The organism is uncultured Fibrobacter sp. (assembly GCF_947166265.1).
GTDB lineage: Bacteria > Fibrobacterota > Fibrobacteria > Fibrobacterales > Fibrobacteraceae > Fibrobacter.
In genome coordinates this window covers 40,520-66,854 of sequence record NZ_CAMVDO010000013.1, presented here as the reverse complement: position 1 = coordinate 66,854, position 26,335 = coordinate 40,520, and the positions used below count along the sequence as shown (strand labels likewise).

General features: G+C 52.8%; 27 protein-coding genes and 1 tRNA gene. 27 read left to right on the top strand and 1 reads right to left on the bottom strand.

Features of this window, described 5'->3' with window-relative positions:
- The 21 genes from rpsE to Q0W37_RS08405 all read left to right on the top strand — a co-directional run bounded on the left by rpsE (position 1) and on the right by Q0W37_RS08405 (position 17,273).
- On the top strand, positions 1 to 483 hold the full coding sequence (gene rpsE / locus Q0W37_RS08505) for a 30S ribosomal protein S5 (protein WP_072799952.1): 483 nt from the start codon (positions 1 to 3) through the stop codon (positions 481 to 483).
- Positions 484 to 496: 13 nt separating this feature from the next.
- The gene (gene rpmD, locus Q0W37_RS08500; protein WP_072807556.1) at positions 497 to 676 is read left to right on the top strand and encodes a 50S ribosomal protein L30; all 180 of its coding nucleotides are present in this window, start codon (positions 497 to 499) and stop codon (positions 674 to 676) included.
- A 1-nt stretch (position 677) separates the two neighbouring features.
- Positions 678 to 1,118: a 50S ribosomal protein L15 gene (gene rplO, locus Q0W37_RS08495; protein WP_290996481.1), complete on the top strand. Its 441-nt coding sequence runs from the start codon at positions 678 to 680 to the stop codon at positions 1,116 to 1,118.
- A complete protein-coding gene (gene secY, locus Q0W37_RS08490; RefSeq protein ID WP_297700569.1) occupies positions 1,118 to 2,479 on the top strand; it encodes a preprotein translocase subunit SecY in 1,362 nt (453 codons plus the stop codon). The genes rplO and secY overlap by 1 nt, the downstream gene beginning before the upstream one ends.
- Positions 2,479 to 2,697, top strand: a complete 219-nt coding sequence (gene infA, locus Q0W37_RS08485; RefSeq protein ID WP_014546098.1) for a translation initiation factor IF-1 — start codon at positions 2,479 to 2,481, stop codon at positions 2,695 to 2,697. The genes secY and infA overlap by 1 nt, the downstream gene beginning before the upstream one ends.
- A gap of 28 nt (positions 2,698 to 2,725) precedes the next feature.
- The gene (rpmJ, locus tag Q0W37_RS08480) at positions 2,726 to 2,842 is read left to right on the top strand and encodes a 50S ribosomal protein L36 (RefSeq protein ID WP_014546097.1); all 117 of its coding nucleotides are present in this window, start codon (positions 2,726 to 2,728) and stop codon (positions 2,840 to 2,842) included.
- Between the two features lie 9 nt (positions 2,843 to 2,851).
- Positions 2,852 to 3,220 (top strand): 30S ribosomal protein S13, encoded by a 369-nt coding sequence (gene rpsM, locus Q0W37_RS08475; RefSeq protein ID WP_072799956.1) that lies wholly within the window; start codon positions 2,852 to 2,854, stop codon positions 3,218 to 3,220.
- A gap of 11 nt (positions 3,221 to 3,231) precedes the next feature.
- Positions 3,232 to 3,672, top strand: a complete 441-nt coding sequence (gene rpsK / locus Q0W37_RS08470; RefSeq protein WP_367186261.1) for a 30S ribosomal protein S11 — start codon at positions 3,232 to 3,234, stop codon at positions 3,670 to 3,672.
- Between the two features lie 18 nt (positions 3,673 to 3,690).
- The gene (locus tag Q0W37_RS08465; RefSeq protein ID WP_297700566.1) at positions 3,691 to 4,665 is read left to right on the top strand and encodes a DNA-directed RNA polymerase subunit alpha; all 975 of its coding nucleotides are present in this window, start codon (positions 3,691 to 3,693) and stop codon (positions 4,663 to 4,665) included.
- 2 nt (positions 4,666 to 4,667) lie between these two features.
- Positions 4,668 to 5,132, top strand: coding sequence for a 50S ribosomal protein L17 (gene rplQ / locus Q0W37_RS08460; RefSeq protein ID WP_297700564.1), 465 nt, complete (start codon positions 4,668 to 4,670; stop codon positions 5,130 to 5,132).
- Between the two features lie 89 nt (positions 5,133 to 5,221).
- Positions 5,222 to 6,397, top strand: coding sequence for a polysaccharide biosynthesis/export family protein (locus Q0W37_RS08455; protein ID WP_297700562.1), 1,176 nt, complete (start codon positions 5,222 to 5,224; stop codon positions 6,395 to 6,397).
- Between the two features lie 6 nt (positions 6,398 to 6,403).
- Positions 6,404 to 7,600 carry a Wzz/FepE/Etk N-terminal domain-containing protein gene (locus tag Q0W37_RS08450; RefSeq protein WP_297700561.1) on the top strand — a complete coding sequence of 399 codons (1,197 nt, stop codon included), beginning with the start codon at positions 6,404 to 6,406 and terminating at the stop codon, positions 7,598 to 7,600.
- A 9-nt stretch (positions 7,601 to 7,609) separates the two neighbouring features.
- Positions 7,610 to 8,893: an O-antigen polymerase gene (locus Q0W37_RS08445; protein ID WP_297700559.1), complete on the top strand. Its 1,284-nt coding sequence runs from the start codon at positions 7,610 to 7,612 to the stop codon at positions 8,891 to 8,893.
- A gap of 6 nt (positions 8,894 to 8,899) precedes the next feature.
- Positions 8,900 to 10,045 (top strand): FAD-dependent oxidoreductase, encoded by a 1,146-nt coding sequence (locus Q0W37_RS08440; protein WP_297700557.1) that lies wholly within the window; start codon positions 8,900 to 8,902, stop codon positions 10,043 to 10,045.
- Positions 10,038 to 10,967: a glycosyltransferase gene (locus Q0W37_RS08435; protein ID WP_297700555.1), complete on the top strand. Its 930-nt coding sequence runs from the start codon at positions 10,038 to 10,040 to the stop codon at positions 10,965 to 10,967. Before Q0W37_RS08440 ends, Q0W37_RS08435 begins: the two co-directional genes overlap by 8 nt.
- Positions 10,968 to 10,980: 13 nt before the next feature.
- Positions 10,981 to 11,907, top strand: a complete 927-nt coding sequence (locus Q0W37_RS08430) for a sugar nucleotide-binding protein (protein WP_367186264.1) — start codon at positions 10,981 to 10,983, stop codon at positions 11,905 to 11,907.
- Positions 11,904 to 15,017, top strand: coding sequence for a hypothetical protein (locus tag Q0W37_RS08425; protein ID WP_297700551.1), 3,114 nt, complete (start codon positions 11,904 to 11,906; stop codon positions 15,015 to 15,017). The genes Q0W37_RS08430 and Q0W37_RS08425 overlap by 4 nt, the downstream gene beginning before the upstream one ends.
- A 1-nt stretch (position 15,018) precedes the next feature.
- Entirely contained in the window at positions 15,019 to 15,816 is a 798-nt protein-coding gene (locus tag Q0W37_RS08420) for a sugar phosphate isomerase/epimerase (protein WP_297700549.1), read from the top strand.
- A gap of 1 nt (position 15,817) precedes the next feature.
- Positions 15,818 to 16,609 (top strand): glycosyltransferase family 2 protein, encoded by a 792-nt coding sequence (locus Q0W37_RS08415; RefSeq protein ID WP_297700547.1) that lies wholly within the window; start codon positions 15,818 to 15,820, stop codon positions 16,607 to 16,609.
- Positions 16,609 to 16,950, top strand: a complete 342-nt coding sequence (locus Q0W37_RS08410) for a hypothetical protein (protein WP_297700546.1) — start codon at positions 16,609 to 16,611, stop codon at positions 16,948 to 16,950. The genes Q0W37_RS08415 and Q0W37_RS08410 overlap by 1 nt, the downstream gene beginning before the upstream one ends.
- Positions 16,947 to 17,273 carry an EamA family transporter gene (locus tag Q0W37_RS08405; RefSeq protein WP_297700544.1) on the top strand — a complete coding sequence of 109 codons (327 nt, stop codon included), beginning with the start codon at positions 16,947 to 16,949 and terminating at the stop codon, positions 17,271 to 17,273. The genes Q0W37_RS08410 and Q0W37_RS08405 overlap by 4 nt, the downstream gene beginning before the upstream one ends.
- Before the next feature lie 40 nt (positions 17,274 to 17,313).
- On the opposite strand, the gene Q0W37_RS08400 is transcribed toward Q0W37_RS08405, so the two are convergent.
- Positions 17,314 to 18,573, bottom strand: a complete 1,260-nt coding sequence (locus Q0W37_RS08400; protein ID WP_297700542.1) for an oligosaccharide flippase family protein — start codon at positions 18,571 to 18,573, stop codon at positions 17,314 to 17,316.
- A 39-nt stretch (positions 18,574 to 18,612) separates the two neighbouring features.
- Between Q0W37_RS08400 and Q0W37_RS08395 the strand changes: the two genes are divergently transcribed.
- The 6 genes from Q0W37_RS08395 to lon all read left to right on the top strand — a co-directional run bounded on the left by Q0W37_RS08395 (position 18,613) and on the right by lon (position 26,326).
- Positions 18,613 to 18,692: transfer RNA gene (locus Q0W37_RS08395), tRNA-Leu, on the top strand.
- A gap of 41 nt (positions 18,693 to 18,733) precedes the next feature.
- Positions 18,734 to 19,993, top strand: a complete 1,260-nt coding sequence (tig, locus tag Q0W37_RS08390) for a trigger factor (RefSeq protein ID WP_297700540.1) — start codon at positions 18,734 to 18,736, stop codon at positions 19,991 to 19,993.
- A gap of 12 nt (positions 19,994 to 20,005) precedes the next feature.
- Entirely contained in the window at positions 20,006 to 20,596 is a 591-nt protein-coding gene (locus Q0W37_RS08385) for an ATP-dependent Clp protease proteolytic subunit (protein WP_072799965.1), read from the top strand.
- Complete coding sequence (gene clpX, locus Q0W37_RS08380) at positions 20,596 to 21,909, top strand: ATP-dependent Clp protease ATP-binding subunit ClpX (protein WP_297700538.1); 1,314 nt, start codon at positions 20,596 to 20,598, stop codon at positions 21,907 to 21,909. The genes Q0W37_RS08385 and clpX overlap by 1 nt, the downstream gene beginning before the upstream one ends.
- A 217-nt stretch (positions 21,910 to 22,126) precedes the next feature.
- Complete coding sequence (locus tag Q0W37_RS08375; RefSeq protein WP_297700536.1) at positions 22,127 to 23,899, top strand: pectate lyase; 1,773 nt, start codon at positions 22,127 to 22,129, stop codon at positions 23,897 to 23,899.
- Between the two features lie 81 nt (positions 23,900 to 23,980).
- The gene (lon, locus tag Q0W37_RS08370) at positions 23,981 to 26,326 is read left to right on the top strand and encodes an endopeptidase La (RefSeq protein WP_297700535.1); all 2,346 of its coding nucleotides are present in this window, start codon (positions 23,981 to 23,983) and stop codon (positions 26,324 to 26,326) included.
- Positions 26,327 to 26,335: the final 9 nt, after the last annotated feature.

The following is a 26,335-nucleotide window of genomic DNA, read 5'->3' as shown; positions in this document are numbered from 1 at the left end:
TTGGAACGCGAAGCTCAAGTTTCTGAATTTGAAGACAAGGTTGTACACATCAACCGTTGCGCTAAGACCGTCAAGGGCGGTCGCCGCATGTCCTTCTCCGCTCTCGTTGTCGTTGGCAACAAGAACGGCAAGGTGGGTGTCGGTCTCGGCAAGGCTAAGGAAGTTTCCGAAGCTATCCGCAAGGGCACCGAAGCCGCCCAGCGCAACATCGTTGAAGTGCAGCTCCTCGACGGCACCATTCCCCACGACATCGAAGTCAAGAGCGGCGCAACCCGCATCCTCTTGATGCCGGCTGCTCCGGGTACTGGTGTTATCGCCGGTGCCGCTGCCCGTGCCGTTCTCGAACTGGCCGGTGTGCGCAACATCCTCACCAAGATTCACGGTTCTTCCAACCCGAGCACTGTCGTGAGCGCCTGCCTCGAAGGTCTCTTGGCCCAGAAGAACAAACAGGACTGCGCCGCTCTCCGCGGTGCCAATGCCTAAGGAGTAATACACGATGAAGAAAGTTCGTATTACTTTGATCAAGGGTACCGTCCGCCGTCTCCCGGTGCACCGCGCCAACGTGAAGGCACTCGGTCTCCGCAAGATCGGACAATCTGTTGAACACGTTTTGACCCCCAGCATCCAGGGCATGATCAATGCCGTGGCTGACATGGTGAAGGTCGAGGAGATCTAAGATGGAACTCAATACTCTCAATCCTGGCAAGGCTGCCAAGGGCAAGAGCCGCAAGCGTATCGGTCGCGGTCCGGGTTCCGGTTGGGGCACCACCGCTGGCCGTGGTCAGAAGGGTGCCGGCGCTCGTAAGAGTGCTCAGGCCGGTCGTGTCGCTTTCGAAGGCGGCCAGATGCCGATCCACCGTCGCATCCCGAAGCGTGGCTTCAAGCACGCCGGTGTTGAATTCCAGATCGTTAACCTCAAGAAGCTCGCTTCTTGCAGCGTTACCGACTTCGACGCCCAGGCTCTGTTTGACCAGGGTTTCATCAAGAACATCGAACTGCCGGTCAAGGTCCTCGCTTTTGGTACCATCGACAAGGCAATCAATGTAAAGGTTAACGCCATCAGCGAAAAGGCCAAGGCCATGATCGAAGCTGCTGGCGGCAAAGTCGAGATCGTCTAATGGAAGCTCTCAAGAAAGCCCTAGATGCGTTCGCCAATGCGTTTAAAATCGAAGACCTGCGTAAAAAGCTTCTTTTTACGCTTGGTGTTCTGATTATTTATCGTCTTGGTGCTCACATCACAATTCCCGGAGTGAATTCTGCCGTTTTGGCGGAGTTCTTCCGTAACTCGAATAATTTGTTCGGCCTGTATGACTCCTTCACGGGCGGTGCCTTTGCTAAGGCTACCATTTTTGCCCTAGGTATCATGCCGTACATCAGCGCGAGCATCATCATTCAGTTGATGGGCTCCGTGATTCCCGCCATCCAGATGCTTCAGAAGGAAGGTCAGGAAGGGCGCGCTAGGCTGAACCAATATACCCGTTACTTTACGGTAGCACTCGCTGCCTTGCAGGGATGGGGCATTTCTGTGTGGCTTTCGTCCCTTAAGGTGACAACCGCTACCGGTGCCGGAGTGTCTGTCTTGGCTGATGACTTCGCTTCTGGTGCCGGAAACATCGGTTTCCGTTTACTAGCTACCCTGACCTTCACCGCCGGTACGATCTTTGTGATGTACCTGGGCGAGCAGATTACCTCGCACGGTGTGGGTAACGGTATTTCTCTTATCATCTTCGCCGGTATCGTCGGTGGCCTTCCGCGGGCTGCCCTTGCCGAATTCGAAATGTTTAAGGAAGATATCCAGCCGCTTGCCATCGAGATCTTTATTCTCGCTGTCGTCGTGCTGATTATCGGCTTTATCGTATTCGTCGAGCAAGCGAACCGTCGCATTCCACTCCAAAGTCCTCGCAGGACGGTCGGTTCCAAGGTCGTGGGCGGTCAGTCCAGCTATCTGCCTTTCAAGGTGAATACCGCTGGCGTGATTCCCGTGATCTTCGCAAGCTGCATCATGTTCATTCCGGCCATGATCGCTTCCTGGTTCCCGAACGTTTCCGCGATGCAGTCCTTTGCGGCTGCGTTCATCCCGGGCCATATCACCTATAGCGTGATCTTTGCCCTCCTGATTATATTCTTCACCTACTTCTACACGGCAATCCAGTACAACCCTAACGACATTGCCGAAAACCTTAAGAGAAGTGGTGGATTTATTCCGGGAATCCGTCCGGGTAACGAAACTGCAAAGTACATAGACCACGTTCTCACGAGAATTTCTTTGCCTGGATCGCTTTTCCTCGCTTTAATCAGTGTTGGTCCGCTCCATCTCAAAGACGCACTCAATATGAGTTTCTATATTGGGGGCACCTCGGTACTTATCGTGGTCGGTGTGGCGCTGGATACGCTCCGTCAACTCGAAGCCCAGTTGCATACCAAGAATTATGAAGGTTTCCTCAAGCATGGCCGCATTCGCGGCAGGATGGCGTCTTAGTGGCTAAAGAAGAAGGAATACAAGTAGAAGGTGTTGTGTTGGAAGCTCTCCCCAACGCTTTCTTCCGTGTCCAACTTGGAAATGGCCACGAGATTCTCGCTCATGTTTCTGGAAAAATGCGTCGGCATTTCATTCGAATTTTGCCGGACGACAAAGTGTTGGTAGAGATTTCCCCCTACGACCTTAATCGTGGGCGAATCACATACCGTTACAAGTAATAGGTATTTTCAAAGAAAGGTCAAACCTATGAAAATCAAAGCCTCCATCAAACCCAGATGTGAAAACTGCAAGATCATCCGTCGCAAGGGTGTATTGCGCATCATCTGTTCGAAGAACCCCCGTCACAAGCAGAAGCAGGGATAAGGAGATCGTATGGCACGTATCGCTGGTGTCGATTTACCGAAAAACAAGACCGTCGAGTACGGTCTGACGGCAATCTATGGTGTCGGTCTGTTCACCGCTAACAAGGTCTGTGCCCAGCTGGGTATCGACAAGAACAAGAAGTGCGATGACCTCACTGAAGAAGAACAAGGTAAGATTCGTCATCTCCTCGAAGACGAATACTCCGTGGAAGGTCAGCTCCGCGCAGAAATCACCTTGAACATTAAGCGTCTGCAGGATATTGGCTGCTATCGTGGCATCCGCCACCGCAAGGGCCTCCCGGTCCGCGGTCAGCGCTCCCGTACCAATGCCCGCACTCGTAAGGGTCCCAAGAAGACTGTGGCTAACAAGAAGAAGTAAGGAGATTCATCGTGGCTGAAGAAGAAATTAAGGAAACTGCTGCCGCTGCCGAAGCTCCGGTTGCTGCTGCTGAAGACGTCAAGGTCAAGAAGGGCAAGAAGCGTATTGACATCCAGGGTATCGCCTGCGTGTTCGCTTCCTTCAACAATACAATCGTTTCTATCACCGATGCTCGTGGCAACGTGGTCGCTTGGGGCTCTCCGGGTAACTCCGGTTTCAAGGGCTCTCGCAAGAGCACACCGTTTGCTGCCCAGCTCGCCGCTGAAGTCGCTGCCCACAAGGCTTTCGACCTCGGTATGCGCAAGGTAGATGTCCGCGTCAAGGGTGCAGGTGGCGGTCGTGAATCCGCTGTCCGCGCTATCAAGAATGCGGGCCTCGAAGTTCTCTCTATTCGAGACGTGACGGGCGTTCCGCACAATGGTTGCCGTCCTAAAAAGAAGAGAAGAGTCTAATTAAAAGAGGTATCGCCAATGATGTGGAAATCACTTCAGATGCCGCGCAGCTTCCAGAAAGTGGAAACCGGCGAAGACGGTCGCTACGCCAAGTTTGTCGTAGAGGCTTTGGAACGTGGCTGGGGTATTACCCTCGGTAACGCCCTCCGTCGCTCGCTCCTTTCCTCTCTGCAGGGTGCGGCTATTGTCTCCGTGAAAATTGAAGGCGTCGATAAGGAATTCTCGACGATTCCGGGTGTGAAGGAAGATGTCACCGACATTATCCTGAATCTCAAGAGCATCCGCGTCAAGCTCCTGTCCGACCACGACGAAACGCTCCGCTTGGACATGTCCGGCGAAGGCGAAGTCACGGCCAAGGACTTTATAGACAATCCGAATGTCGCCATCTTGACTCCGGATGTCCATATCGCTACATTGAACGGTAACGCATCGCTCTCCCTGGAAGTGAAGATTTCCAGCGGTCGCGGCTACGTCACTGCCGACGAATTGAAGGACAAGGACGCTCCGATCGGTGTTATCGCCATGGACGCCAACTTCAACCCGGTGCAGAAAGTCGCGATGCACATCAGCGATACCCGCGTTGGCCAGAAGACGGACTACAACCGTCTGGAACTGGAAATTACGACTGACGGCTCCATCGATCCTGAAGACGCTCTTGCATACGCTGCAAAGCTCCTTATGGACCACTTGGAAATCTTCATCAACTTCGAAGGCGATCTTGAAAGCCCCGAAGAACTTGAAATGGATGAAGAACGTCAGCGTATCGCCCAGCTCCTGCGCACCCGCGTGGACGACCTGGAACTCTCCGTTCGCTCCAGCAACTGCCTGCGTATGGCAAACATCCATACCGTTGGCGAACTTGTGCGCAACAAGGAAAACGATATGCTTAAATACAAGAACTTCGGTCGGAAGTCCTTGGTGGAACTTAACGAGGTGTTGACCTCCATGGGCCTTTCCTTTGGCATGGACGTCGATGACTACTTGAAGGATTAAACATGAGACACGGTGTAAAAAACAAGAAATTGGGCGTGAACGCCCAGCACAAGCGTGCCATCCTCCGCGCCCTTACCACTTCTATTCTTGAGAAGGGTATGGAAGCCGAACAGAGCAACCGCTATGTGCGCACTACTCTCCACAAGGCTAAGCTCGTCCGTAGCTGCGTGGATCGCATGATCACTTATGCAAAGAAGGGTGACCTTTCTGCACGTCGTGAAGCTTCTCGCTTCGTGATGAGCCCGAAGGCTGTGCAGGACCTGTTCGCAACGCTCGGTCCTCGCTACGCTGGCCGTAATGGCGGCTATACCCGTATCATCAAGCTCGGCCCGAACCGCGCTGGTGACGCTGCTGAAATGGCTCTCGTCGGTCTCGTCGAAGACGAAATCGTCGTGAAGACCAAGAAGGCTGCAGAACCTGCCAAGTCCGAAGCTGTGAGCATGGTCGAAGGCGAAAGCAAGGCATAATTGAATCTTTGTGAAAAGATTGAAAAACAGGCTCGACTCACGTCGGCCTGTTTTTTTATGGTGTCTCTATTTTTGTATTTTATACGGACATGCGCTATCTAATTTTATTTGTCTTTTTCTTGTGTAGCTCCCTTTTCGCCGATGAAGATTTGTTCAAGTCTGCGGCGATAGGGAATCGTAGCGGGCTTTCGACGCGAAGCGCGATTGCGCTGGAACCTGCCTTTTCCGAAGAGTCGGTGGATTCCAGCTACGTGCTCGGTCCGGGCGACTTTCTGGACTTGATGCTTGAGGATAATTACCTTTCGGTGCAGGTGGCGCCTGACGGCTCTATTGCTATCGAGGAATGCGGTGTCGCCTTTGTAGGCGGAAAGCCCCTGTTCGAGGCGCGCGAGATGATTCTTGACCTTGCGTCTAAGCGCTACAAGCGCGATCAGTGCTATGTGCAGCTATCGGCGCTCAAGAGGTTCAGGGTGAACGCGATGGGCGCCATTGTCGTGGTGGGCCAGCAACTGGTGGACCCGCAGACGCGTCTGAGTTTCTTTATCCGTCAGCTGGGCGGTTTTCTGTCGAACGCTAACACTGAGGACGTTCAGGTGATTCGCGGCAAGGATACCCTGCACGTGAATTTCTCGGCGATGTCGAACAAGGGCAACTTCGAGGACGACGTGATGATGGAACAGGGCGACCGCGTGTTTGTTCCATACGTGAAGATGGGCGACAACATCGCGATGATTTTCCCTGGATTCAGGAGCAGCGTCGCCTATAGCAAGGACCGTACGGTGCAGGACTATTACGAGCTGTCGGGTGCGGCGCGTATGCACAACTACGGCTACAAGGCCGCATGCATCCGCGAACCGGGGAAACCTCCGCGCTGGATTACGCTTGCTGAAATGAGCGAGACCAAGGTCGCTCCCAATACCGAGGTGGAATTTTCGGTGCAGGAGATGCTTGTGTACGTGGGCGGGTCCGTGAACCATATCGGCAAGTTCCCCTACAATCCTTCGTGGCATGCGCTGGATTACATCGCGGCGGCCGGCATCAATACGATTACGGGATCGTGGAGCCAGGTGAGGGTCTGGCGCGGCAAGGAACCCAAGGCGCTTTCGCTGAGCGTGACCGAGGACCAGATTATACCAGGTGACTACATCGAGATTCCGAAGAGCCGCTACGAAGCGTTCAAGGATTTCACGTTGTTCCTTGTGTCGCTTTTGACGGTGGTGTCGTCGGCGTTCCTCATTTACGCAACCTATAACCAGAACAACTAATCGTCTATGCAATCTCAGGAATCTGCTGGTATCGTTGAAGTCTGCCTTCGCCTGGTGAACAACAACTTGAAGCATTTCAAGCTGTTCCTCGCCTTGTTGCTTTTACCGACCCTATTTGCGTTCGTGCTCGTGATGTGGGTGATCAAGCCCGCCTATTCCGCGACGGCCGTCGTGACTCCGCCGTCGTCGTCTCAGGGAAGTCTGAGTGGAATCGGCTCCATGTTGGGTGGCGGCGCTGGAATGGGGTCGCTGCTTGGCCTTTCCGGAAGCGACGAAGAGGCGAATGCGGTGTGGACCATATTCAATTCGTGGGAACTGCACGACATGGTCATCAAGGAGTTCAACCTGGCCGAGCACTACAAGTTCGACGGGCATTTCCATGCGGACTTGCTGAAGCTGTTCCGCAAGAATTTCGGAATCGAGACGAACAAGGAAGACATGTTCGTCATCTATGTCGAGGATGAGGATTACAAGCTCGCGGCGAAGATGGTGTCGTTCATGCTCGAAAAGGCGGATTCCGCATTTAATGCCTTCAAGACGGCCCAGGCCAGACAGTCCAGACTCTACTTCCAGGGCAGGCTGGATTCATGCGAGCGCAAGCTGGATTCCCTGTTGCAGGATTTCGTGAAGTTCCAGGTGGACAACAACTTCTACGAACCCGAGATCCAGATGGAGTCTACGCTCAAGTACCTGAGCGCCCTGCAGGCGAAGCGCGAGGAAGTGTCTATCGAGATGGCTTTCGAAAAGGCGGACCGTGGCGAAAAGAGCAAGCGCTACGACGAACTTTCCAAGCGCTACCAGGGCGTGAACACGGCCCTGAACGGAACGTTGAAGGGACGCCACGAATCGCTCGGTATGGTCGCCCTCAAGAAGTCCCCTGAACTTTCTGCCGAATACTTCCGTCGCGAGGCGGAGATCCGCATCCAGGAAACGCTGTACAAGCTCTTGCGTCAGCAGAACGAGGAAATGCGCCTTGAAGAAGCGAAGATGCTCACGAATCTGCATATCCTTGTTCCGCCCTGGGAAAACGACAAGAAGGTCTACCCGCTCCGTGGCGTGACGCTGCTCTTTGCGTTTGCAGTTTCGTTCCTTTTGGCGACGATTGTCTGCAACCTTCTCGGATTCCTGGAAGTCGAGAGCGCACACGGTTCCTCGGTTGCCGGAGAATGGAATAGCTTCAAGAGATTCTTCAAGAAGTCCTAGGGTTTGCCGATGTTGTCGTGGATAGTCGAATATCCGGTAAGTTTCACCCTTTTCCTGGTAGTCTTTTTTTGCCTTTTCCAGGCTTGGTGGTTGAAAAAGGATTTCTTCAGTCCTCCGACGGTCTATTGCTTTTCGCAGTGCATTACGCTTGGTATCGCCTATTTCCAGCTGGATTACGCCATGTCGGATTTCAAGCCGACGACGTGGATGATCTGGCTCGGGGCCATGGCGGGTTTTTGCTCAGGTTCGTTCCTCTCGAAGCTTGTCGCTAAGCAGAAGGGGCTTCCGACCCGTATCGCTTCCGTGACGGAGGCTCGCGACTACAACTGGACGCTCCACATTGTATTGAGCTTTATCCCGATCGTATTTTTCCTGATCGGAATATACGGCATTGTCCAGGTGGCGGGAAACCTGCTGCTTTTGACGGGGAATCCGGCGAAGTACATGACGAAGGATACGGACTACGGTTTCTATCCGGTGCTGTTCGGCGGGGGCCCGCTGATCGTGCTTTTGTTCGGCGTGGCGGCTTTCAAGAAATTTAATCCGCGGAAGGGGCTTCGGATTCTTGCGCGCGTGGTTATTTTCTTGACGATCGCCTTGAACCTGCTTGCCTATCCGAGCCGCGGAACGCTCTTTTTCAGCGTCGGTTTTTTGGTGATTCTCTATAACTACCTGCATAAGCGGATTTCGGCGATGTGGATTTTGGTGTGCCTTGTGCTTGCGGTGAGCGCCTTTGTGGGAATTAGCACCTTGCGCGACCAGTACGGCGGGAACCAGGTCGAGAAGATGGCGGCAGAGGCCGTGATGGAACTCCCTTACAAGTACGTGTCGAACAACTACTGGAACCTGGATTACGCCGTGAACCCGCCGTCGGACCGCGAGTACCATCCGCATACCTACGGAATCGATTTTTTTTTCGGGATGTTCGAATTCCTGAGGGTGTCGTCTAGTTTCAGGAACAGTTTCCACTGGGACGGGCTTTTCAACGAGCGCATCGAAAAGATCAAGGGGTTCAACACGGCGAGCTACCTGTGGGAAGTCTACAAGGACTTGTATTTCCCGGGGGTGATCCTTTTGCCGTTCTTCTGCGGGCTGATGCTTTCGGTGCTGCACTTGCGACTGTGCCTCCCGTTTACGCCGCGCCAGATTCTGTTCTATACGTTCTTCATTTACTTTATCGGCTGGTGGTTCTTTACGCCGGGCTACAAGCAGGGAATTTACTGGATCTGGTCGCTGTTTATTTTCTTTGTGTCGACGGTGTGCATCCAGCGGAAAAAATTGGCGGAGGCCTAGTTTTCTATGAAGGGTACGTTCGACAACATTATACTCGGCGCGGGGCTTTACGGGCTATATGCGGCCCTTTTCTGTGCAAGGCTCGGACGCCGTGTTCTTGTGCTGGAAAGGGATGGCGCTCCCTTTATGCGCGCGACATACATTAACCAGGCGCGCATCCATCAGGGGTACCATTATCCGCGCAGCCTTTCGACGGCGATGAAGTCCGCCTATTACTTTGAGCGTTTCAACAGGGATTTCGATTTCTGCATCCATCGTGAATTCGAGAAGGTCTATGCGACGTCCACGAAGTATTCGTGGTCTGACCGTGAACAGTTTATTTCTTTCTGCAAGGCGGCGAACATTCCTTGTCGCGAACTCCACCCGGGACAGTTCTTTAGGCCGGACATGTGCGACGGTGCCTTTCTGACTCGGGAATACACATACGACGCGAAAATATTGAGAGATTACTTTGTCGAAGAACTCGGCAAGATGAGCAATGTCGAAATCTGCTACAATGCCGATGTTTGCGCCATTCACCTGGACGGCGAAAATTACGCCGTGAACTTCAGGCTGCCAAACGATGCCGAAAGCCTTGCAGTGGCGCCGTTCCTGCTGAATGCGACCTACGCTTCGACGAACCAGGTTCAGGACATGCTTGGATTCGAGGGGTTCAAGATAAAGTATGAACTCTGCGAAATAATCCTCTGCAACGTGAACGAGCAACTGAAACATTACGGCATTACCGTGATGGATGGCCCCTTTTTCTCGATCATGCCGTTCGGAAAGACTCCCTACCATTCCCTGACGTCGGTGACCTTTACTCCGCATGTGACCTGCCACGGAGAAAACCTGCCCAGGTTTAGTTGTCAGGAAAGAAGTGGCGGATACTGTTCGCGTGACAAGCTGGGGAACTGCAACGAGTGTGCGGCGAGACCGAAGACGGCGTTCCCTTATATGGCAAACCTTGCGCGTAAGTATCTGCGCGACAAGTTTTCCTTTGAGTATGTCGATTCGCTTTTTTCCATGAAGCCGATTCTTGTGGCCTCCGAAATTGACGATTCGAGGCCGACCGTGATCAGGGTGCAGTCGAAGAAACCGACTTTCGTTAGCGTCCTTTCGGGAAAAATCAACACCGTCTATGATCTGGATGAGGTACTGAGCAATGGCTAAAGAAAAAAATTTTGTTTCGGCGGTCGTGTACGTGCGTAACGACGAGGCGCAGGTCTTTGAATTCCTTTCGATGCTGACCGGAGTCCTTGAAGAGCATTTCGAACATTCGGAAATCATTTGCGTGAACGATTTTTCATCGGATGGAAGTCTTGCAAGAATCAGGGAATTCTGCAAGTCCGGTTCGTCGGTCAGTATATCCGCCCTGAACATGAGCTATTTCCACGGAATCGAACTTTCCATGAACGCGGGCGTAGACTTGTCGATCGGGGATTTCGTATTTGAATTCGATTCGGTCGACGTGGATTATGAACCGTCGAGGATAATGGAACTGTACTACAAGACGCAGGAAGGTTTCGATATCGTGAGCCTTACGCCTGACAGGGGAAACGGACTTTTCTCGAAGGCGTTCTACAAGTTGTTCAACGACTTCTCGAATTATCCGCAGAAGATTTCGACAGAGACGGTGCGTATCCTGAGCCGCCGTACCATTAACCGTATAAGCAGCATGAGCAAGACGATTCCCTACCGCAAGGCGATTTATGCAAGCAGCGGGCTTCGCACGGCACGGCTTTCGTATACGCGGACGGAGTCTTGCAGAAAGGTCGACAGGGGGGAGAGGCGCTATAAGCGTGGCCTTGCCATTAACTCGCTGATTCTTTTTACGGACGTGGGCTACAGCTTTTCGATATACATGGCGGTCATCATGATGTGTATTGCCATATCGATGGTTACCTATTCGGTTGTGATTTACTTGACGCAAAATCCGGTCGAAGGCTGGACGACCACGATATTGTTCCTTTCGTTCGCGTTCTTTGGCCTGTTCAGTGTCCTAACGGTAATCATCAAGTACTTGCAGATTATCGTGGACCTGATTTTCAAGCGCAAGACCTACAATTTCGAAAGCATCGAGAAACTGACCTAGGGGTGTTGAAATGATGAAGAGGGCTATTGTCGGCTATACCGGTTTTGTCGGGAGCAACATCTATTCGTCGGGCGACTTTGACGCGGCCTACAACACCAGGAACATCCAGGATTCTTTCGGAACTTGCCCCGACTTGCTTGTGTATGCGGGAATGCGTGCCGAAAAGTTCTTGGCGAACGCGAACCCGGAGCGGGATTACGACCTGGTGCTGGAAGCACAAAACAATATCGAGCGGATACGGCCGAAACGCCTGGTGCTGATTTCGACGATTGACGTGTTCAAGAACCCCGTGAAGGTAGACGAGAACAGCGAAATAGAAACGGAGGGCCTGAACGCTTACGGCTATAACCGTTACCGGCTGGAAACGTGGGTTCGCGAGAACTATCGTGATGCCTTGATTATAAGGCTTCCGGGTTTATTCGGAAAGAATATCAAGAAGAATTTTGTCTTTGATCTGATCAACGTGATTCCCTCGATGCTGAAAAGGGAAAAGTTCGAGGAACTTTCGTTGCGCGAAAGTGCCCTGAAGGAATACTATGCCTTGCAGGATAACGGATTTTTCAAGGTGAAGCCGCTTTCGGACGAGGAACGCTCTACACTGAAAGGGAAATTCCTGGAACTTGGTTTTAGCGCACTGAACTTTACCGATAGCAGGGCTAGTTACCAGTTCTACAACTTGGCGCGTCTTTGGGGCGATATAGAAAAGGCCCTGGATTCGGGGATTACCCTGTGGCACCCGGCGACGGAACCTGTTTCGGCAGGGGAGCTGCACAAGTTCATCACGGGAAAGCCGTTTGTGAACGAACTGAACGGTGTTCCCGCGAATTACGATTACAGGACCGTTCATGCGGATCTTTTTGGCGGATGTGCCGGATACATTGAGAACAAGATGTCGGTCATGGAGCAGATTCGGAATTTTGTAGAGGGAACGGGTCGGTGATTCGTCAGAAGATCGTTTCCCTGGTTTCGATGCGTTCGCTTTCGGTGCAGTCGGTGGCCGTCGCTTTTCTGATGGCTTTGTCCGTGCTGTTCTTTTACGATCCGCTTTCGGGAATAGGGATAATGTCCTGGGACCGTTCTTTTTGCGAGGCGTCGCTTGCGGGAATTGATCCGGCGAAGCGCGTTTCCAATTTTTACAGGCTTTACCTGGTTTACTTTCCGCTCCTTTGTGTTGTTTTTTCGGTGGTCGTTTCTTTGCTGCTGAAGGGAAGGCGTCTTCTGCATTCCAGGGTGTCGTGGGGAATTTCTTTCTTGGCCCTGTTAGCGGCATACGCGTTGCGCGAGGGGTCGCCGGTATGCAACATTGTGGCAAATGTCGTTGCCGTTGCCTGTTTTGGGTGGCAGTGGCTTTTGGTGGCGTTCTCATGCCGTAGACCGGATTTTTCGAAATGCCCAAGGGCGGGACCACTTTGCGAGAGCGTGTGGGAGAGCGTACTGGAAAAAATTTCTGCGCACGGTCTTGGAAAGGTCTGCGTTATCGCTGCCTTTGGGGGAGTTCTTGCGGTTACTACCCTTTATTCGAAATTTGCGGTTCCCGTTCTTGCCGCTCATTCGGTTTGGTTCGAGAAATATGCCGAAAGGTTTGGCTTCGTGCTGTCCGATGTATCGGTGCTGTTCCTCTTCCTGTTTGCGTTTTTGTACGTTCTGTATTTTGCAAGGAAATCGTCTTGCGATGTTTACCGGGCATTTGTCACGTTCATCTTTGTTTCGGTAACCTTGTCGCTGCTGTTGCCGGTTCCGGTCGTGTTGAGTGGAGCGATGGTCTTTGCGCTCCTTGCATTTTTACAGAAGAAAAGAATAGATGCGGGCTTACTTGAATTCTGTGTGTTTTTCCCGCTGGTATATTGCCTGGGCGCTGAACTGGTGTTTACCCTGCTTGAAAAGGGAATGGTGGGGTTTGCCCCAGTTTATGGCGTGTATGCCATTTCGGCTCTCTTTTTCTTCTCGGTGTTTTTTAGGAAGGGAAACTTCCGTTTCTTTCCGCGTAAAATTCCGGAGCGCGGATTTTATGCCGGCGCCCTGCTAAGCTTTGTGGCGTTGGCCTATTTCAAGATTTCCTATTATCACGTGCTGCCGCATATTCTGGAGGATTACCAGGGATTTTATGAATATGGAAATTTCCTGGGCGCCATAGATACGCTTGCTAGGGGGAAGATTCCCGTTGTCGACTACTTTTCGGCACATGCCCTGTGCGACGTTTTCTCGAAGATTGTCCATGGAGTGATACACGGGAGCTATGTGGGCGCGCTTGCCGATCCTTACCGAGACTTTATCTGCTATTCCTGCGGTGGGCTCGCTTTCTTCTTTGTCCTTTCGAAATTGTGGGGACCGTTTTTTGCGTTTTCGCTGGTGTGCCTTTTTCCGTTGAACTCGAATGCGTTTTCGTTTGTCGATGTATGCCTGGTGGCGCTTCCCCTGCATTTTGGGCTGTACCGTAAGAATAGCGTCGCGAAGTTTCTCTTGTTCTGGTTCCTGATAGCCCTCCTTGCGTTTTACAAGTACGATACGGGAATTGCGTTTGGCATTGCGGCCCTCTTTGGCGTGTGCGTTCTTTTGACGTGCCGTCGCGACTGGAGGGGATTTGTCAAGTTTATCCTTTCTGGCGTATCGGTGGGTGTCGCATTGCTTTGCTTCTATTTCGTTTGTTGCCACTTGAACGGGATTGACGCCGTGGCAAGAATGAAGGAATGGATTTCATTGACGCTGCATTCGAATCCGTATTGGGCTCTTGAACAGCTTACGCCCATGAAAGTGAGTCTTTCGTTTGTGGCGGCCTACTACTTTATTCCGCTTGCGGAATCGTTTATCGTGTATTTCGTCGTTATCGAAAGTTTCAGGAAAAGAAACCTGGAAATGTCGGCTGCGCTTTCCCTGCTGTTTTCGATAGTGGGGCTTTTCCTGTTGATGCGTGCCTTTGTCTACCATACGCTTTTGCATTCGCAAGGGTGCGGCTCGCTAATTTTCTGTTACGGTGTATTTGCGCTACTGTTCTTTGTCGCTCACCTGTTGAAGAATTACCTTTCCGTCGGCGTGACAAAGATGGTGTGGCTTTTGCTTACCGCGGTGGCCGTGTGGCTGTGCAACTTGCCGAATCACTTTATACCCGATTCGACAAATGTCTTTGCGAACAGGGCGGTTTCGAGTATAGCATCTGTCCGGAGCGAAATCCAGAAGGATATCCCCCGTATGGATCGTTTTTCGCTGGACGATACCTTGAGCCGATATGCAGTGGAATGGAACACGGTGCTTTCGACGATTTTGACGGAACGGGAGACGTTCCTCGATTTTGCCAATGTTCCCCTGCTTTACGCCTTGACTGAAAGGGTGCGCCCGTTTTATTCGGCGCAGAGTCCCGGACTCCTGACGGATCTTTATTCGCAGGAAATGTTCCTGAAGGAAATCGAGGCGCACGAGGTCCCTGTCGCCATTACGGGATTTAGCGACAAGGAATACCTGCAGTCGGTCGCGAATGTTCCCCACCATATTCGCTATTACAAGATTGCGGAATACCTGTACTCCCATTACAGGCCGCTTGTACGACTTGGCGATTTTGTTGTTTGGTGCAAGCCGGAACGCTATGAAGACTATGTACGTAAATTGGGAACTGTCGGGGATGTGGCCTTGGAGCTTGAGGAAAACGGTTACGAACCGAATGGGGCGTATCACTTTTTTGACTTGAAACAGAATCCGTATATCTGGGCGAATCTGGACAAGTTCAATGCTGCCGGGAATGCAGTTCTGGATGAGGCGCAGGGAATGGAGGGGCGCCTGCAATTTAAGGGTTCGCAGACGTATCCGGTTTCGCTTGGAAACTATGTCGCCGCAGAAATTGAAAGCCCGGAGGATATTGCCGGGGCAAGGATCCTGCTTTCTGAATCGGGTAGGGAACAATCGCAATACGGCTATGCGTTCGACCTGAAGAAAGGACTTCACAAGTATCTGGTTCGTTCAAGCCAGGACTATAACTGGTTTACGTACAACATCAATACGGTGAAGTTCTCATGTGGCGCCTGCACGGTTCGAAAGGTGCAAATCTTGCAAGGAGATTGACTTGAGGTTATCGATATCGAATATCGCCTGGGCTGTTGAAAACGATTCCTTTGTCTATGCGCTGATGAAGGAATTGGCTTTCGAGGGGCTGGAAATTGCCCCGACCCGCGTTTTTCCGGAGTTGCCGTATGGCAAGCTGCAGGCGGCTGCGGAATGGCGCGAAAAGATGTCGCGGGAGCATGGTTTTTGCGTACCGTCGATGCAGTCGATTTGGTATGGACGCAAGGAATGCCTTTTCGGTTCCGCCGAGGAAAGGGCTGCTTTGGTGCAGTATACCGAAGCGGCCATTGATTTTGCCCAGGCGATCGGTTGCAGGAACCTGGTGTTCGGTTGTCCGAAGAACCGTGCGGTTCCCGAAGGAATGAACGCTACGAACGCTCATCGGATAGCCGTCGATTTCTTTGGGGAACTGGGCGATTATGCCGTGGCCCACGGGACCGTTGTCGGAATTGAGGCGAACCCCGCGATATACGGGACGAATTTCGTCAACCGAACGGAAGATGCCCTTTCGCTGATTGAAGACGTCGCCTCGGAAGGGGTGCGTCTCAACCTGGATGTGGGAACGATGATTGCAAACGACGAATCCGTAGATGTCCTGCGCGGCAAGATTCATCTGGTGAATCATGTGCATATCAGCGAACCGTACCTGAAGCCGATTCAGCATCGTTCGATTCACGCAGAACTGCTCTCGACGCTTTCGGAAAATGGGTATGCGGGCTTTGTCTCTATCGAGATGGGAAAAGTCGATGACCTCGAAGAAATAAGGAAGGCGATGCTTTACGTCAAGGAAATGGTGTAAGATGCTGTATCAGGATATTTCCGGAGTGCCCGATTTTGAATGCGAGGAATTTAATTCGCGTCAAAGGGATTATGTTGTATTGATTCCCATCATCAACGAAGGGAACCGTATTCTAAACGAACTGAAAAGGGCACTGGCTGCAAAAGTGAGTGCTGTCGCAGATATTGTCATCTGCGATGGCGGCAGTACCGACGGTAGCACCGAAAAGGGAGTGCTTGTCGCACTGGATGTCAATACGTTGCTTGTCAAGAAAAGTGCGGGCAAGCAGGGCGCCCAGTTGCGCATGGGATTCTGGTGGGCGCTCCAGCGTGGCTACAAGGGAATCATCACTATCGACGGAAACGACAAGGACAGCATCGAGGACGTTCCGCACTTTATCGAAAAGTTGGAAGAAGGTTTCGACCTGGTTCAGGGTTCCCGCTTCGTGAAAGGCGGCGTTGCGATCAATACTCCCCTGAGTCGCCTTGTCGCGGTGCGCTTGTTGCATGCGCCGGTGATTTCTATGACGGCCCGCCAGTGGTTTACCGATACGACCAACGCCTACCGCGCTTACTCTACGCGGTACTTGCAGGATGCCCGCGTCGCCCCGTTCCGCGACGTCTTTAACACCTACGAGCTGCTGGCCTATTTGTCGGTGCGTGCCACACAGCTCAAGTACCGCGCCTGTGAAATTCCCGTGACGAGGGCCTACCCCAAGAACGAAAAGACACCGACGAAGATCAGCCCGTTCAAGGGAAACTGGCTTTTGCTCAAGATACTCTTCAGGAATCTGGTGGGGGCCTACAATCCATAATGCTTGAATCGCTAAAGAAAAATCGCAAGGGCATCTTGATGATGCTTGCCTCTGCCCTGTGCGTGTGCCTAGGGCAGCTGTTTTGGAAACTTTCCGTTGAAGACGGCTGGCTGTTTCTGGTGGCGGGATTCGCCCTTTATGTAGCCGGAGCGCTTTTGATGGTGGTAGGGTACCGTTTCGGGAAACTCTCCGTGTTGCAGCCCATGCTGAGCATCAATTACGGTTTGAGTGTCGTACTTGGATTCTTTGTGCTGGGCGAAGCCGTGACCTTGCAGAAATGCATCGCGATTGTAGTCATTGTGGCAGGGGTATTCCTTGTGGCGGCGGGAGATGAGGAATGATGCTTTACGTGTCGCTTGTTCTGATGACCTTGCTCGGTGCGGTTGCCTCGCTTTTACTGAAGAAGGCGTGCGTCAATTTGAATGTGCGCTATATCTACAGGAATGGCTGGTTCTTTGGCGGTGGGGGGCTTTACTTTGTAACGGCCCTGATGAATATTGCACTCCTCAGGTATCTGGACTATTCCGTGGTGCTCCCTTTTACGTCGCTCACTTATGTGTGGTCGGCGGTACTGTCGGCGGGCTTTCTGAAGGAGCGTATTTCGCGGAAACAGAAAATGGGCCTCGCGTTTATCGTTTGCGGAGCCTTTATGCTTGTGATGTAGATGGCCTTGCCGTAAGGCTCACGGCAAGTGGAGGCTGCGTTTATAGGCGGAGCCTTCGGTTTTTCACGAAGTAGAAGAGAAGGAAAAGGCTCAGGCACAAATCGCCCGTGAGGGTGAGTGCGGGAATGGCGAAGGGGTCGAATATTTTTGCCCCTCCGATGCACACGGCGATGTTGATGATGCCGCCGGTTGTAATCATGGCTCCGTAAAGCCAGGTGCGTTTTTCCTTGAGCATGGTCGAAATCATTCCCATGCGGGTGGCCTGTAGAATCAGGGAACATGCGAGTATGCGCAGGCAGTAGCAGCTTGTTTCCAGGACGTCATGTGTCCAGGGTGCGGCAAAGAAGATGAGGCGGAGCGTGTATTGCGGAAAGAGCCAGAAGGGGGATGATACCGCTACGATGAAAAGGGTGAATACGGCCTGGTCGCGCAGGTGAAGGATCTTGCTGTCGGTCTGGTGCAGCGTTATCAGGCTTGACGAGATGAAATGTACCATGAGTCCAGAGGCAAGGATAATCAGCTTGTGCGAAAAATTGTAGGCTCCCAGGAATTCGCTTGGGGCGAAGTGGTCGACCGTGTAAAGTCCTACGGGCAGGTAAGCAAAGCTTGCGAGGCTCGAAAGGGCGTAGGGGCAGGCCGACTTGAACATGAGCTTGAAAAACCTGACCGTATGGAGGCCTGCACGGAAAATTTTCAGGGTGAACGCCTGGCCGACACCGAAACCGAAGGCGGGGAGGGCCGCTATAACCATGGCAAGCGCCACCGCCGGGATGGAATCGAACTTAAGGACTCCGAGCGCGATTCCCATGACGGTGCAGTAGGAGATGGTGTGGAGAATTTTTGAAATCAGCAGTTTCTTCCAGAATTTTCCGCAGATGAAGTACCAGTCGAAGAAGGCGTGCTGGAAAAGGAGGCCGAGCGCAAGAATCAGTTCGCCTACGAAAATGTCGCTCCCCCTGCGGACGGTGCATGCGAAAACCGCCATCCCCAGTGCGGCGATGGATGTCATGAACAGCCGAAGCTGCAGGACGTTGATAAAAAGCGCCCCTTTGGTGGCACGATGCCCAAAAAAGGCCAAAATCAGCGTTGCCATGCCGAAATCGGCAAGGGCGCAGAAGATAGTGTAGTCGCTTTGTAAAATTCCGAACGATCCGAATTTGACAATTCCGAGATTATTAGCGATAAGATTCTGTACAACGACCGAAACACCCTGGATGAGGATATTGACCAGAGATATGAAAACGCCGATTTTGATGTTCCTAAGTGCTTGCAACGAGCCATAAAATAGATGTTTCCGCACTCGATGTCTTTAAGATTTTGTATCTTTGGGTGCAAAATCGCGAGAGTGGCGGAATTGGCAGACGCACCAGACTTAGGATCTGGCACTTCGGTGTGAGGGTTCGACTCCCTCCTCTCGCATGTTTTTCATTACTCTTTTCAACCGACTCTCGGAGTTCATCATGAGCGTAGAAATCAAAGAAACAAGCGCAACCGTGCGCACCCTCGAAATTACCATCCCGCAGGCGGACCTTACCGCCCCCTTCGAAAAGAAACTGGGCCAGTACAAGAAGCAGGTCTCCATGAAGGGTTTCCGTCAGGGTATGGTGCCGAAGGCCATGATCCTCAAGCAGTTTGGCGGTGCTATCCGTCAGGAAGCCGTGGACGAAGTCGTGAACAAGCTTGTTCAGGATGCGCTCAAGAACGCAAACATTATCCCCGTCGGCTCCATGAAGGTCGTGGATTTCAAGGATGACAAGGAAAACGACATCGCACTGAAGGTCGAAGTCGAAATGGATCCGGAAATCGACATCAAGGGTTATGCCGACACGGGCATCACCGTTCCTGAAACCGCCGTTCACGAAGAAGAAGTCCAGGCCGAATACGACCGCTTGATCCAGATGTGGAGCAAGGACGAACATGTGGACCGCGCCGCCAAGAAGGGCGACGTCGTGGTGGGCAACTACCTCGAAGTGGTGATCGACGGTGAAAAGCAGGAACTCCCCGAAAACAAGGAATTCCGCAGCCTGCTCGGCCAGTCCGCTTCTCCGGGATTCGACGAAGGCCTTACCGGTGCAGCCGCCGGCGAAATGAAGGAAATCAACTTCAAGTACCCCGATGACCACAAGGACGAACGCTACCGCGGCAAGACCGCCCAGTTCAAGGTCGAAATCACCGACGTGCGCGAAATTGTTCCGCCGACCATGGACGAAGAATTCTGCAAGCAGATTGGCGTGAAGGATGTCGAAGACTTGAAGAACAACCTCGCCGAAGGCCTCGCTAGCCAGAAGCAGGACGCCGCCAAGAACAAGGCGATTAACGAAGCGATCGACAAGATTATCGAAGCCAACCCGTTCGAAGTGCCGAAGGCTCGCGTCTACGACCTCATCAAGTGGACGCTGAACCGCAACGCCCAGAGCGAAAAGGACGTGGTGGAACCGACCGAAGAACAGCTGAACGGCCTTACTCCGGAAGCAATCCGCGAAATCAAGAAGCATCGCATTCTCGACTTTATTGCAACAAAAGAAAAGATCAAGCCGTCGCAGGCTAACGTTGATGAACGCTTGAAGCAGATGGCCGCCGCCTACCATGTGGACTTTGAAACCCTCAAGGGCCACTTCCGTCAGACCGGCCGCATCAACCAGCTCCGCGATGAACTCCGCGTTCAGATGGCTGCCGACTTCATCGTCGGTATCCGCCCGGCTGCTGAAGAAAACAAGTAAGAGGTAAACTGAATGATTATCCCTACCGTCATTGAGACCACCGGACGCGGTGAACGCGCCTACGATATCTACTCCCGTCTCCTCAAGGAACGCATTATCTTCCTGGGCACGCCGATTAACGACGAAGTGGCGAACAACGTCATGGCCCAGCTGATTTTCCTTGAATACGAGAATCCGGAAAAGGATATCACGCTGTACATTAACAGCCCGGGTGGTTACGTGTCGGCAGGGCTTGCCATTTACGACACCATGCAGCATGTTCGCCCGAACATTGCGACCATCTGCATTGGTAACTGCGCCTCGATGGCCGCGGTGCTCCTTGCTGCAGGAACCAAGGGCAAGCGCTATGCGCTCCCGCATTCCCGCATCATGCTTCACCAGCCGTCGGGTGCTGCTACCGGTCAGTCTACCGATATCCAGATTACCGCAAAGGAAATCGTGCGCACCAAGGAAACCTTGGCCGAAATCGTCGCAAAGCATACCGGCAAGTCGATTGACGAAGTCCGCGAAAAGACCGACCGCGATTTCTACATGGGCCCCGAAGAAGCGAAGGCCTTCGGCGTCATCGATGAAATCTTTGTTCCGCGTAAAGAGGGAATTTAATGTATCGTAGCGGGAAAAATCACCCGACGGTTACTTGCAGTTTTTGTGGCAAGCCCGCAGAACGCGTCGAAAAGATGATTACGGGCGCAGGCGTTCAGATTTGTAGCGACTGCGTTGCGATGTGTCACCGCATTATCGAAGAAGACCGCATGCGTGCAAGGCAGGAATCTGCCGCCGCCGAGGCCTCCTCGAAACCGCTCCCGCTCCCGACCGAAATCAAGGCGCACCTGGACGAATACGTGATCGGCCAGGACCAGGCGAAAATCGCCCTTTCCGTGGCGGTGTACAACCACTACAAGCGCCTGCGTTACAAACAAGCTCATCCCGACGCGCAGGAAGTCGAAAAGTCGAACCTGCTGCTGGTGGGTCCGACAGGTTCGGGCAAGACACTTTTGGCGCAGACGATGGCGCGCTTCCTGGATGTTCCCTTTACCATTGCCGATGCAACCGTGCTGACCGAAGCGGGTTACGTGGGCGAAGACGTGGACAGCATCATCGTTCGCCTGTTGCAGGCTGCCGACTACGATGTGGCCCGCGCCGAACGCGGTATCATCTTTATCGACGAAATTGACAAGATTGCCCGTAAGACTGCCAACCCCTCCATTACTCGCGATGTGAGTGGTGAAGGCGTGCAGCAGGGTCTTTTGAAACTCCTGGAAGGTACTGTCGCTGCCGTTCCCCCGAAGGGTGGCCGTAAGCATCCGGAACAGCCGCTGGTGCAGGTGAACACCAAGAACATTCTGTTCATTTGCGGTGGCGCCTTCGAAACCTTGGACAAGATCATTTCCCGTCGCGTAAACACCGGCGGAATGGGTTTCGGTGCCGATATCCGCAGCGCCGAGGAAAACTCGCTTTCCGAGCTCTTCAAGCTCCTGGAACCCGATGACCTGATTCAGTTCGGTCTCATTCCCGAAATCGTGGGCCGCTTGCCTGTCGCTGTCGCCCTCGAAGAACTCGACGAGGCCGCGCTTCTCAACATCCTTACCCAGCCGAAGAACGCTCTCGTGAAACAGTACAAGAGTTTGTTCGAAATGGATGGAATCGAGCTCCAGTTCGAAGACGACGCCCTGAAAGAAATTGTCCGCGAGACGATGGTCCGCAAGACGGGTGCCCGCGGGCTCCGCTCCGTGATGGAAAAGACCTTGCAGAAGGCGATGTTTACCATGCCGGGTTCCGGCAACAAGCAGTTCGTGGTGACCGCCGACATCGTGAAAAACGGTCTCAAGGCTCCTGAAAAGAAGTCTGCAGATAAGACGGTCGCGCTGGGCGCTGATTCTGAACCCGCGAAGAGGTCTCGGAAAAAGGCTTCGTAGCTAATTGTAAAATATATTTTTGAGAACATTTTAGAAATGGCGATTTTTACTTAAAATCGCCGTTTTCTTGTTTTGTGCGCTAAAATAACGAAAAAAGTGTATTTTGTTTTTGAGATACTTATTGACTTTTGGTTGTTTTGATTATAAATTTTGAGAAGAAATTTGAGAACATTTTCGAGCGTGGTGGCTTGAAATGACAAAATAAGGGATGGATGATATGGTTAAAACACAGAAAAACTGGTCTAGAACTCTTGCTGTAGGCGCAGCATTGGGTGCAGCCCTCGCGACTTCCGCGTTTGCGGTCACTTCGCCGGACTTTCCGATGGCGGGCTTTGCCACGCAGAACGGCGGCACCACGGGCGGTAAGGGTTATTCCGAGGTCACGGTAAGCAACGTGAGCGATCTCAAGAGCTACGCCAAGGCGGGCAACAAGGTTATCTACGTGAAGCCGGGTACGTACATGGGCCCCATCGAGGTCGGCAGCAACGTGACGATTTACGGCTACCAGGGCGCCATCATTGCGCAGCCTACTTCGGGTAGCGCCATGAAGCTGAGCGGCTCGAAAAACGTCATTATCCGCAACCTGAAATTCAAGGGTGTGGGCGCGCACGACGACGATGACGAAGATTGCCTCCAGGTGAATCATGAATCGAAGAACGTGTGGATTGACCACGTGGATGTCTACGACGGTCACGACGGCAACCTGGACATTACCAACGCTTCGGACTACGTGACGATTTCGTGGACCAAGTTCAGCTATACCTCGGCATCGAGCGGCCACCAGTTCAGTAACCTGATTGGCAACAGCAAGACGAAGACGAGCGACCGCGGACACCTGAATGTGACGATTCACCATACGTGGTGGGCGGACGGCGTGGTGGAACGTATGCCGCGCGTGCGTTTTGGAAAGGTGCATGTGGCGAACAACCTCTTTGACAGCAAGAATGCGAGCTACTGCGTGCGTGCAGCCGTCGAGGCCAACATCCGTATCGAGAAAAACGTGTTCATTGGCGTGCAGAAGGCGCTTGACCTTTACACGAGCGACGGTACCATTACCGCAGCCCAGATGATTAGTAACTATGAAGAAAATGTGAAAAAGCCGCAGTCGGGAACAGGTACCGCGTTTACGCCGCCTTATTCCATGAGCCTCACCGACGTGAGCACACAGGCCAAGGCTTATGCATTGCGCGATTCTATCAAGATGTATGCGGGCGCAACTTTGCCTGATCCGGGTGCTTCGGGTACGGTGACTCCGGCAAGTTCCAGCAGCGTAAAGTCGAGCTCCAGCGTGGCATCGAGTTCTTCTGCCAAGTCCAGCTCGTCGCAGACGCCTGTCGCGGGCGAGGCTAGCCTCACCAAGCACGGCTCGGGCAGCGCAAATCAGGAAGTGGCCCAAGGCGCCTCCATCGTGGAATTCTACTACACGATTGACGGTGCTACCGGTGCAACGGTAACGGGACTTCCGCAGGGTGTAACGGGCACGCTCAAGGGCCTTGACTACTACATTTCGGGCGCGGTGGCATCTACTGCCGCGGTGGGTGCATACAAATTCACCGTTACCACGACCGGTGCTACAACAAATGTGTCCAAGAGTGGAACGATTACCGTGGTTGCGGGCGATGGAAGTTCCGAAACGAAATCTAGTTCAAGCGTGGCTTCAAGCTCTTCGCAGGTTAAATCCAGTTCCAGCGAAGCAAAGTCCAGTAGCTCCGAAAAATTGAGCAGCAGCGAAGTGGCGGAGTCGTCTAGCTCTTCTGAAACGGCGCAGGGCATTCAAGCTGTCGTGCTGACTCGCGTAAATCTCTCGGTCTCTGGCAACGAACTTTCGATCATGGGCGCCATGGCGAAGTCGATTACTGTCTTCGATATGCAGGGCCGCTTGATCTACAGGAATTTCTCCACCAGCAATCAACATACGGTAACGCTCCCTGGCGCGGGCGGCTACCTGGTGCGCGTGGGCTCCGAGAGCCACACTGTTCGAATTCGATAGTGACTTCCTAACCAAACCATAAGCCAGTTTGCAACTAAATGCAGACTGGCTTTTTTTTAAAGATGCTATCTTTGGTATTGTATGGATTTTGACTATTCTAAAATGTATCCTTTGCTCCCTTTGAGGGATGCTATTATTTTTCCGCATACGACCCGCCGTATCCTTGTTGGTCGGGACATTTCTTTGCGCGCCCTTGAGAATGCCGAATCGAACGATGGTAACATTATTCTTTCTGCCCAGAAGAATATCGAGCAGGAAGATATCGAAAATCCGATGCTTGACCTTTATTCGGTGGGTATCCTTGCGCACGTGAGTAACGTGACTCCCTTTCCGAACGGTTGCGTGAAGGTGGTTCTTGAAGGCCAGTGTGTAGTGGACCTTCGTTCCATTGCGACCAAGAATGACTATTTGGCGGTGACCGTTTCGCCGCACAGCCCCTCCATTACGGCGAAGGACAAGACTCCCCGTTTTGAAATGGTGCTTACGCAGTTCAAGGAATATTCCCTGCACAGAAACATTTCGGAAGGTATGGTGGATGCATTGTTCACCATGGATAGTCAGGTGAACGCTTTTTACGGGATGATTCCTTTCTTGCAGATTTCGATGGACGAACGTCAGCGCTTGCTCGAAATCGGAGAAATCGATGAACTCGCGGAACGCCTGATTGAAATTATGCAGGTGGCTGCCGACACCGACACCATGATGGTCAAGGTGCAGCAGAACGTTCGCCAGAAGATGGCGCAGCAGCAGAAGGAATGGTTCATTTCTGAACAGATTCGTCAGTTGCAGGATGAACTGGACGGTGAGGGCGGAAACGCTTCGGAACCCGACCAGTTGCTCAAGAAAATTAAGGCGAAGAAGTTCTCCCCGGCCATCCAGGAAAAACTCGAAGAAGAAGTCGGCCGCATGAAGCTGATGCAGCCGACGTCTCCGGAATACGCCGTAAGCCGCAACTACCTGGACTGGTTCCTGAACTTGCCGTATGGCGAATATACCGACACCGTCCTCAACATGAAGAAGGTGAAAAGCGAGCTTGACTCGAAGCACTTTGGCCTTGACAAGGTGAAGGAACGCGTCATGGAATACGTGGCGATCCTGAAGCTTACGGGAACCGAACGCAGGGCGCCGATTCTTTGCCTGGTGGGCCCTCCGGGTGTAGGCAAGACGACTCTGGTGGAGTCCATCGCGAATGCCATGCAGCGTAACTTTGTCCGCATTACTCTGGGTGGCGTGCGTGACGAAGCCGAAATTCGTGGACACCGCCGCACCTACATTGGAGCTATGCCTGGCCGCTTTATTCAGGCGTTGCGCCGTGCAAAGTGCATGAACCCGATTATCTTGCTCGACGAAATCGACAAGATGGCGAGCGACTTTAGGGGCGACCCCGCCAGTGCCATGCTCGAAGTTTTGGACCCTGAGCAGAATCACGACTTTACAGACCATTTCATGGAAGTGGGGCTTGACCTTAGCCGCGTACTGTTCATTGCGACCGCGAACAACGAGGCCGAAATTCCCGAAGCCCTGCGCGACCGTCTGGAAATGGTGCGCCTGCCCGGCTACTATCCGCACGAAAAGTTGCAGATTGCAAGCAAGTATCTGGTGCCGCGCATCTGCGAACGTACCGGTATCGAAAACGGCAAGGATGTTTCTTTCGATGACGATATGATCGCGAAGGTAATCCGCGAATGGACCCGCGAGGCGGGCGTGCGCGAACTGGAACGTACCCTTGAAAACGTGGTGCGTCACCGTGCAAAGGACAAGGTGATGGGCAAGAAGTACAAGGCCGAAATCACCGAGAAGACCTTGCAGGATTATTTGGGCGCTCCGCGTTACCTCGACAATCAGCTGCCCGCAGCGGGCCGCCCGGGCGTTATCGTGGGCCTTGCATGGACAAGTGTTGGTGGCGAAATCTTGCCGATTGAATGCATGCTCCTGCCCGGCAAGGGAACGCTCCTGATGACGGGTAAGCTTGGTGACGTGATGAAGGAATCGGCGCAGATTGCGCTCAGCCTTGTGCGCGAACGCCTGAGCCGTTTCGGCATCGATCCGAATATCGTGAAGAAGACGGACATCCACATTCACGTGCCCGAAGGCGCCGTTCCGAAGGATGGACCTTCTGCGGGTATTGCCCTCACGCTCTGTCTGCTTTCTGCGTTTACGAAGCAGCCCGTGTCCCCCGAGATTGCCTTTACCGGCGAAGTGAGTCTTACGGGCGCTTGCCTCCCGATTGGCGGACTCAACGAGAAGGCGCTTGCTGCACTCCAGGCGGGCGTGAAGACGCTTCGACTCCCGGCTGGTAACCAGAAGGACGTGAACGAACTTCCTGCTCCCGCAAAGAAGGGCCTCAAGATTTTCACGCACAAGCACATCGACGAAATCATCAAGGTGCTGTTTGTGGAAAAGAAAATTTCTTTGAAGAAAAAGTAACTTTCTAAA